This is a genomic window from Streptomyces sp. NPDC015661 (assembly GCF_043077765.1).
GTDB lineage: Bacteria > Actinomycetota > Actinomycetes > Streptomycetales > Streptomycetaceae > Streptomyces.
Map to the genome: position 1 here is coordinate 46,588 of NZ_JBIBST010000025.1, position 8,488 is coordinate 55,075.

General features: G+C 72.1%; 7 protein-coding genes. 6 read left to right on the plus strand and 1 reads right to left on the minus strand.

The window, feature by feature from the left end; translation table 11 throughout:
• Window positions 1-106: 106 nt before the first annotated feature.
• Window positions 107-607: a thiol peroxidase gene (gene tpx, locus ACF07V_RS38475; RefSeq protein WP_392160815.1), complete on the plus strand. Its 501-nt coding sequence runs from the start codon at window positions 107-109 to the stop codon at window positions 605-607.
• A 71-nt stretch (window positions 608-678) separates the two neighbouring features.
• Here tpx and ACF07V_RS38480 read toward each other — a convergent pair whose 3' ends face one another.
• A complete protein-coding gene (locus tag ACF07V_RS38480; protein WP_392160817.1) occupies window positions 679-1,089 on the minus strand; it encodes a Fur family transcriptional regulator in 411 nt (136 codons plus the stop codon).
• 197 nt (window positions 1,090-1,286) lie between these two features.
• Here ACF07V_RS38480 and katG point away from each other — a divergent pair, with 197 nt between their 5' ends.
• The 5 genes from katG to ACF07V_RS38505 all read left to right on the plus strand — a co-directional run.
• Window positions 1,287-3,512, plus strand: coding sequence for a catalase/peroxidase HPI (gene katG / locus ACF07V_RS38485; protein WP_392160819.1), 2,226 nt, complete (start codon window positions 1,287-1,289; stop codon window positions 3,510-3,512).
• A 218-nt stretch (window positions 3,513-3,730) separates the two neighbouring features.
• A complete protein-coding gene (locus ACF07V_RS38490; protein ID WP_392160821.1) occupies window positions 3,731-6,541 on the plus strand; it encodes a hypothetical protein in 2,811 nt (936 codons plus the stop codon).
• A gap of 220 nt (window positions 6,542-6,761) precedes the next feature.
• Window positions 6,762-7,277 (plus strand): toxin-antitoxin system HicB family antitoxin, encoded by a 516-nt coding sequence (locus ACF07V_RS38495; RefSeq protein WP_392160823.1) that lies wholly within the window; start codon window positions 6,762-6,764, stop codon window positions 7,275-7,277.
• 81 nt (window positions 7,278-7,358) lie between these two features.
• The gene (locus tag ACF07V_RS38500) at window positions 7,359-8,201 is read left to right on the plus strand and encodes a DUF4097 domain-containing protein (protein WP_392160824.1); all 843 of its coding nucleotides are present in this window, start codon (window positions 7,359-7,361) and stop codon (window positions 8,199-8,201) included.
• Between the two features lie 54 nt (window positions 8,202-8,255).
• Window positions 8,256-8,488 (plus strand): ATP-binding cassette domain-containing protein (locus ACF07V_RS38505; RefSeq protein WP_392160826.1); only part of this gene is annotated, 233 nt, incomplete at its 3' end.

Genomic DNA, 8,488 nt, shown 5'->3' on the forward strand with positions numbered 1-8,488 from the left:
GTCCGTGAATCACCCGGAAACGATCGCGGTGGCCCGTGTCGTGGGAGCGGGCCCGCCTTCCGTACGATTCCCCCCGTTGTCACTCTTACGTCTGAAGGAGATCCCCATGGCCCAGGTCACGCTGAAGGGCAGCCCCGTGCAGGTCAACGGCGCTCTGCCGGCCCCCGGCAGCCAGGCCCCCGACTTCACGCTCGTCGCCGAGGGGCTGGCGGACAAGTCGCTCAAGGACTTCGCCGGTCAGCGCAAGGTCCTCAACATCTTCCCGAGCGTCGACACCCCGACGTGCGCCTCCTCGGTCCGCGCGTTCAACGAGAAGGTCGGACAGCTGGACAACACGGTCGTCCTCTGCATCTCCGCCGACCTGCCCTTCGCGCAGGCCCGCTTCTGCGGCGCCGAGGGCCTCGAGAACGTCAAGAACCTCTCGACGCTCCGCGGCCGCGAGTTCCACACCAACTACGGCGTGGAGATCGCGGACGGGCCGCTGGCCGGCCTGACCGCCCGTGCCGTCGTCGTCCTCGACGAGAACGACACGGTGCTGCACGCCCAGCTCGTGGGCGAGATCGCCGACGAGCCGAGCTACGAGGACGCTCTCGCCGTCCTGAAGTAGTCCGCACCGCGGCAGAACACCGAGGAGCCCTCCACCGACACCGGTGGAGGGCTCCTCTCGTCGTTCCGTACTCAGGCGCAGCCCGGACAGAGGCCCCGGTACGTGACGTCCGCCGTCGACACCGTGAAACCGAACCGCTCCGCGGGCGGCAGCACGGCCAGGAGGTCCCCCGTCGGGTGGACGTCTCGGATGATCCCGCAGTTCGAGCAGACCAGGTGCTGGTGCGGATGGTGCGCGTTCGGGTCGTACCGCTTGGCCCGCCCGTCCGTGGAGAGCTCCACGACCTCCCCCAGGGCCACCAGCTCGCCGAGGGTGTTGTAGACCGTCGCCCGGGCGATCTCCGGCAGGCGCGCGACCGCGCGCGCGTGGACCTCGTCCGCCGTGAGGTGCACATGGTCCCCGGCCAGGACCTCCGCGACCACGCGGCGCTGGGACGTCATCCGCCAGCCACGCGCGCGCAGTCGCTCCAGCAGGTCACTCATGTCTCACCTCATCGGCATCGGCGAACTTGGCGTGCTTCTTGACTTGGACTACGTCCATCGTAGGATCGGTTTCGAAGATGGCCAAGGGACAGGAAGACTCCAGCACGGCGGGAGAAAGCACACGTGAGACCCGCGCGAGGCCCGTCCGCCGAACGCACTTCCTGAGCACTGTGTCCGCCAGGTCCGGAAGGATTCCCATGTCTGAGAACCACGAAGCAATCGCCACCGACGCGAAGGCGGAGGGCGCGGGCGGTTGTCCCGTCGCGCACGGGCGTGCCGCACATCCCACCCAGAGCGGCGGCAACACCCAGTGGTGGCCGAACCGGCTGAACCTGAAGATCCTCGCCAAGAACCCCGCCGTGGCCAACCCGCTCGGTGAGGAGTTCGACTACGCGAAGGCCTTCGAGAGCCTCGACCTGCCTGCCGTGAAGCAGGACATCGCCGAGGTCCTGACCACCTCCCAGGACTGGTGGCCCGCCGACTTCGGCCACTACGGCCCGTTCATGATCCGGATGGCCTGGCACAGCGCCGGCACCTACCGCATCAGCGACGGCCGCGGCGGCGCCGGCGCCGGCCAGCAGCGGTTCGCGCCGCTCAACAGCTGGCCGGACAACGGCAACCTGGACAAGGCGCGCCGTCTGCTGTGGCCGGTGAAGAAGAAGTACGGCCAGAACATCTCCTGGGCCGACCTCATGATCCTCGCGGGCAACGTCGCCCTGGAGTCGATGGGCTTCGAGACCTTCGGCTTCGCCGGCGGCCGCGCGGACGTGTGGGAGCCCGACGAGGACGTCTACTGGGGCCCGGAGACCACCTGGCTCGGCGACGAGCGCTACACCGGCGACCGCGAGCTGGAGAACCCGCTCGGCGCGGTGCAGATGGGCCTCATCTACGTCAACCCGGAGGGCCCGAACGCCAACCCGGACCCGATCGCCGCGGCCCGCGACATCCGCGAGACCTTCCGCCGGATGGCGATGAACGACGAGGAGACCGTCGCCCTCATCGCGGGCGGCCACACCTTCGGCAAGACCCACGGCGCCGGCCCGGCCGACCACGTGGGCGCGGACCCGGAGGCCGCCTCCCTGGAGGAGCAGGGCTTCGGCTGGAAGAGCACCTTCCGCAGCGGCAAGGGCGCCGACGCCATCACCAGCGGCCTGGAGGTCACCTGGACCACCACGCCGACCCAGTGGGGCAACGGCTTCTTCAAGAACCTCTTCGAGTACGAGTACGAGCTGAGCAAGAGCCCGGCGGGCGCCCACCAGTGGGTCGCCAAGAACGCCGAGGCGATCATCCCGGACGCGTACGACCCGGAGAAGAAGCACCTCCCGACGATGCTCACCACCGACCTGTCGCTGCGCTTCGACCCGGTCTACGAGCAGATCTCGCGGCGCTTCTACGAGAACCCGGCCGAGTTCGCGGACGCCTTCGCCCGCGCCTGGTACAAGCTCACCCACCGCGACATGGGCCCGGTCGTGCGCTACCTCGGCCCCGAGGTCCCGTCCGAGGAGCTCCTCTGGCAGGACCCGCTGCCGGCGCGCACCGGCGAGCTCGTCGACGCCGCGGACATCGCCTCCCTCAAGGAGAAGATCCTCGGCTCGGACCTCACGGTCACCCAGCTGGTCTCCGCCGCCTGGGCCGCCGCCTCCTCCTTCCGCGGCAGCGACAAGCGCGGTGGCGCCAACGGCGGCCGCATCCGCCTGGAGCCGCAGCGCAACTGGGAGGTCAACAACCCGGACGAGCTGGCGCAGGTGCTGCGCGTCCTGGAGGGCGTCCAGGAGTCCTTCAACTCCGCGCAGAGCGGCGGCAAGCAGGTCTCCCTCGCCGACCTCGTCGTCCTCGCGGGCGTCGCGGCGGTCGAGAAGGCGGCCGCGGACGCGGGCCACTCCGTCGAGGTGCCGTTCACGCCCGGCCGTGTGGACGCCTCCCAGGAGCAGACGGACGTCGAGTCCTTCGCCGCCCTGGAGCCGGCCGCGGACGGCTTCCGCAACCACCTGGGCAAGGGCAACCGTCTCCCGGCCGAGTACCTGCTCATCGACCGGGCGAACCTGCTCACCCTGAGCGCGCCCGAGCTGACCGTCCTCGTCGGCGGCCTGCGCGTCCTCGGCGTCACCCAGCCGCAGTCCTCGCTCGGTGTCCTCACCGGGACCCCGGGCAAGCTGACGAACGACTTCTTCGCCAACCTGCTCGACCTGGGCACGGAGTGGAAGTCCACGTCCGCCGACCAGAACACCTTCGAGGGCCGTGACACGGCCACCGGCGCGGTCAAGTGGACGGGCAGCCGGGCCGACCTGGTCTTCGGCTCCAACAGCGAGCTCCGCGCGCTGGCCGAGGTCTACGCGAGCGACGACGCGAAGGCGAAGTTCGTTCAGGACTTCGTGTCGGCGTGGGACAAGGTGATGAACCTGGACCGGTTCGACATCGCCTGATCCTCACCGCGACTCCGGGGCCGGCCCGGGTGGCTTCCACGCCACCCGGGCCGGCCCTTCCCGTCGCCGACACCCGTCCCGTGTCGATGCCCTGACGCCGCATGAGACAACCGACGGGTGTCGTTCACCGTCCTCACGAAACGAGAGTGGCACCGGGGAGGCCGGGCGACCGGCCTCCTCCCGCTGCCCCGACGAGACCGATCGTGAGGAAGACCGCTTTGATACGTGTCACACGCGGCGTGACCACCGCCGCGGCGTTACTCGCGCTGACGGCGGCGTCGCCCTGGCCGGCGTCCGCACAGCCTTCACCCGGAACACCGCGGACCGAACCGTCCCCGTCGGCATCCCCGGGGAGCCGGCTCGGGGAGCTCACCCTCCCCGAGGGCTGGCAGGTCACCGGGACCGGTGCGGGCAGGCAGCTGGTCTGGACGGCGCCCGAACGCGTCCCCGCGGGCGACGCCCGGGTCGAGTTCCACGCCGGCGACCGGCTCCTCGGCCGCCCGCTCGCCCGGCCGGACGGGCGCTCCTTCGCCCTGCCCCTCGGGGCAATCCGGCTCGACGAGGGCACCGAACTGCGGGTGACGGCCGGCGGGCGGCGACTGGACGCGGCGGGCCGCGCCGGTGCCGCCACCGAACGCCCCCTCGCCCCCGCCGCCGTACCGCCGGCCCCGCTTCCCGCGAACCCGGTCGACCCCGGAGTCCCGGGCCGCTACCGGACCGTCAGCGGCGAGTACGCCCTCAGCTCCGTGCGCCTGCCCGGCCTCCCGCAGCCCGTCGAGATGCGCGCCACCGTCGTCGGCCCGGCCGGAGCGCCGGGCAAGCGGCCGGTCGCCCTCTTCCTGCACGGCCGCCACGACACCTGCTACACCCCCGGGACGGAGGACCTCCGGATCACCTGGCCGTGCCCGGCGGGCACCCGGCCGATCCCCAGTGAGCAGGGCTATCTGCGCACCCAGCGGCTGCTGGCCTCCCAGGGGTACGTGACGGTGTCCATCGCCGCGAACGGCATCAACGGACAGGACGGCGACCTGGAGGACGCAGGCGCCCAGGCCCGCTCCTCCCTGGTCCGGCTGCACCTCGCCCGCTGGGCGGACTGGTCCGCGCACCGGGCCTCGGCCCCGGCGGCCGTACGGAAGACCGCGCCCGCCGACCTCTCGCGGGTGCTCCTGGTCGGCCACTCCCGCGGCGGCGAGGGCGTCAACCGGGCCGCCCTCGACAGCCTGAACCCACCGCCCGCCGCCCAGGACGGCTACCGGGGCCCCGTACGGTGGAAGATCCGCGGCAACGTCCTCATCGGGCCCACGCTGTTCGGCCAGAACCCGGCCCCCGACGTGCCCTCCACGACCATCCTGCCCGGCTGTGACGGCGACGTGTCCGACCTCCAGGGCCAGATCTACGTCGACGGCACCCGCGGGGTCAGCAAGGGCGCCGCCCTGCACAGCGCGGCCTACGTCGTCGGCGCCAACCACAACTTCTTCAACAGCGAGTGGACTCCGGGGCAGGCGAAGGCACCGGCCATGGACGACTTCTCGTCCGACGACGGGGTCGACCCCGTCTGCTCCCCCGGCACCGCGACCCGGCTGACGGCCACACAGCAGCAGGCCGCCGGCGCCACCTACATCGCGGCCTCCGCCCGGCTGTTCGTCGGGGGTGACGACGCGGTCCGGCCGCTGCTCGACGGCACCGGCCGCCGCGCGCCCTCGGCGGGACCGGCGCGGGTCCTCACCCACGCCGTCGGCGCGCACCGCACCCCGGCGTTCGTGCCGGGTTCCTCGGTCACCGTCTCCGGCGGCGGCCGGCTGTGCGCCCAGATCGACCCGGACGCCGCCCGCGCCTGCCTCGCGCCCGAGGAGGGGTCGTCGCCGCACTTCGCCCACTGGGAGGCTTCTCCCGAACCGGGGCGCGACGCCGTGGCGGTGAAGTGGACGGGCACGGGAAGCCCGGTCGCGGTCCGCTCGGCGCGGCCGGTCTCCCTCGCGGGCGCCGAGTCCCTGGCGCTGCGCGTGATCGTCCCGCCGAACAGCACCGGCACCGAACTGGACGTCGCCGTGACCGACGCCTCGGGCCGCCGCGCGGCCCTGGGCCGCACCCGCGTCGACGGCCTGCCCGGCAGCCCGCGAACCGCCGCGTACTGGAGCCGTGAGGTCCGCGTACCACTGGCCGCTGCGGCCCGGGCGGGCGTGGACCTGAAGCGGATCGGCACGCTCGAACTGACCCCGCGCGGCGGCGCCGGCAGCGCCTGGCTGATGGACGCGTGGGGCTGGCGCCCCGGCACCCCGGCGGTGCACCCCGCCCCGCTCACGCGCGTCGACCTCGGCCGCCTGACCGTCGCGGAGGGGAACTCCGGGGTCCGGACCTACCGGGTGCCGGTGACGGTCTCCGGACGGGGCAGCGGGCAGGTCCGCCTGTTCGTGCCCGTGCCGGGCACCGACCAGGTCACGTCCCGCACCGTGACGGTGCGTCCGGGACGCCATGACATCGACGTGCCGGTCGAGGTGCGGGGCAACACGCGCTTCGGCTACGACGTGTGGCACGACGCCTTCGTCAAGGCGGTGCGCGGCACCGTCGTGGGAGCGCACAGGGGCGGCGTGACCGCGCGGAACGACGACGCCATGCCCACCGTGCGCCCGACGCCCGTCGCCGACGACGTGACCGAGGGCTCGGCGCTGAGCTGGAAGGTGACGCTCTCCGCTCCGGCCGATGCCGACATCTCGGGCGAGATCCGACTCAAGCCGGTGACCGACGGCCCGGAGCTCTCCACGGCGGACGTCGACCCGGCCTGGCTGGAGGCGCAGTTCGGCAGTGTGCCGAATCCCGCCCGGCCGCTGTCCGGGCTGATGGAGGACGGCACGAGCCTGTGGTTCTCCGTCCCCGCCGGCGAGACGACCGCACAGGTGACCGTCCCCACCGTCCGGGACGAGCCGGCGGAGCCGACGGAGTCCCTCAGGGCCCAGCTGTTCACGTACGACGAGAGGTGGGAGCCGGTGCCGGGCCCGGAGTTCACGGGCAGGGTGCGGGACGCGGCGTGATCTGACACGCCGGCCCCTGGAAATGGCGCCATGTGGCACCAGCTGGTGCCACATGGCGCCATTTCGCATCACCGGTCACGGACACGCATATCTGACGCCACACGCAATCACCATGACGCCAGCACATTCTTGCAGGTCAGAGATGATTCAGACGGGGGCGGCCCGCGTGACACCACCGCAACGCTTGCGCATGGCGCCATAGTGGTGCCATGATGACGTCATGGACCTCACCCCGTATGTCGACAACCTCCGCCGCGAACTCGCGGTGGCCGCCGAGGCCGGCGGCGACGAGGCACGCGAGCTGGCCGAGCGGCTCACCGCTCCCCTGGAGTCGGCGGCCCGGCTGACCATGCTCAACGTGCTCTCCGCCGCGACGGACGAGATCACCCGTGAACTCGCTCCCGGCTCGGTCGACGTACGGCTCCGGGGCCTCGACCCCGACTTCGTGGTGACGCTCCCGCCCAGCGCCGGCGCCCCCGCGGAGCCGGACACCACCGTCGAACCGCTGCCGGCACCGGCTCCCGCCGAGGGCGACGAGGGTGGCACCGCCCGTGTCAACCTGCGCCTGCCGGCCCACCTCAAGACCCGCGCCGAGGAGGCCGCGGCCCGCGAGGGCCTGTCGGTCAACGCGTGGCTCGTCCGGGCCGTGTCGGCGGCGGTCGGCGGCGGCACCCGGCCGCGCGCTCCGGAGAAGTCCCAGACCGTCGGACAGAGCATCACGGGCTGGGTGCGCTGACCGCGCCCAGCCCCCACCACCTCACCCACATCACGTCCCACCTGCCGGGACGACCTGAAGAGTCAAGAGGACGGGACAGCCATGGCTTCTTTCGACACCCCCGAACCGATCTCGGTCACCGCCTACGTCTACGCCGGCTCCATCCAGTTCATCGCGAGCGACCGCGTCGACACCGCCGTCGAGGTGCGGCCCCGGTCCCCCAGGAAGGACCTGGACGTACGGGCGGCCGACCATACCGAGGTCGGCTACGCCGGCGGCGTCCTGACCATCACCACGCCCAAGGCCAATCTGCTCGGGCGCGGCGGCATGGTCGACGTGACGGTGGAACTGCCCACCGGATCGCGCATCGACATGACGGGCGCCGGGTCCAGCCTGATCGGCGAGGGTCGGTTCGGCGAGGTGCGGGCGAAGACCTCCGCAGGCGACGTCCGCCTCGACACCACCGGCCCCCTGCACCTGACCGCCTCGCACGGTCAGACCACCGTGGAACGGGTCGAGGGCGCGGCCGAGATCACCAGTAGCTCGGGCAACCTGCGCGTCGGCTTCGTCGACGGCCACGCCGTCCTCAAGAACTCGCACGGCGCCACGACCGTCGGCACCGTGACCGGCGAACTGCGCGTCAGCGGCGCCAACGGCAGCATCGACATCATGCGCGCCGAGTCGTCGGTCACCGGCACCGCCACCAACGGCACCCTTCGCATCGCCGAGGTCTCCCGTGGCGAGGTCCAGCTGGAGACCTCCAACGGCTCCATCGAGATCGGCATCCGCTCGGGCACCGCCGCCTGGCTGGACGTCAACTCCAACCGCGGGCACGTGCGCAACACGCTCGCCGCGTCCGAGGCCCCGGAGGAGACCGAGGAGACCGTCAAGATCCGCGCGAGGAGCAACTGGGGAAACATCGACATCCGCCGCGCCAAGGCCTGAGCACCACCGCCCGAACAGCCCCCCCCTTCCTTCACCCTTCCCCAGGAGGGCCCCATGCCTTCTTCTGTCATGCCCATGCCTATTCAGACGGACGGCCGCCCGTCACCGGCCGCCATCTCCGCCACCGGTCTCCGCAAGTCCTACGGCGACAAGGTCGTACTCGACGGGATCGACCTGCACATCCCGACCGGAACGGTCTTCGCGCTGCTCGGCCCGAACGGCGCGGGCAAGACGACGGCCGTGAAGATCCTGTCCACGCTGATCACCGCCGACGGCGGGCAGGCCCG

Bases quoted from the DNA above. Each gene is read 5' to 3' on its own strand.
- tpx (WP_392160815.1), top strand. From the start codon at position 107: ATGGCCCAGGTCACGCTGAAGGGCAGCCCCGTGCAGGTCAACGGCGCT.
- ACF07V_RS38495 (WP_392160823.1), top strand. From the start codon at position 6,762: ATGGACCTCACCCCGTATGTCGACAACCTCCGCCGCGAACTCGCGGTG.
- katG (WP_392160819.1), top strand. From the start codon at position 1,287: ATGTCTGAGAACCACGAAGCAATCGCCACCGACGCGAAGGCGGAGGGC.
- ACF07V_RS38500 (WP_392160824.1), top strand. From the start codon at position 7,359: ATGGCTTCTTTCGACACCCCCGAACCGATCTCGGTCACCGCCTACGTC.
- ACF07V_RS38480 (WP_392160817.1), bottom strand. From the start codon at position 1,089: ATGAGTGACCTGCTGGAGCGACTGCGCGCGCGTGGCTGGCGGATGACG.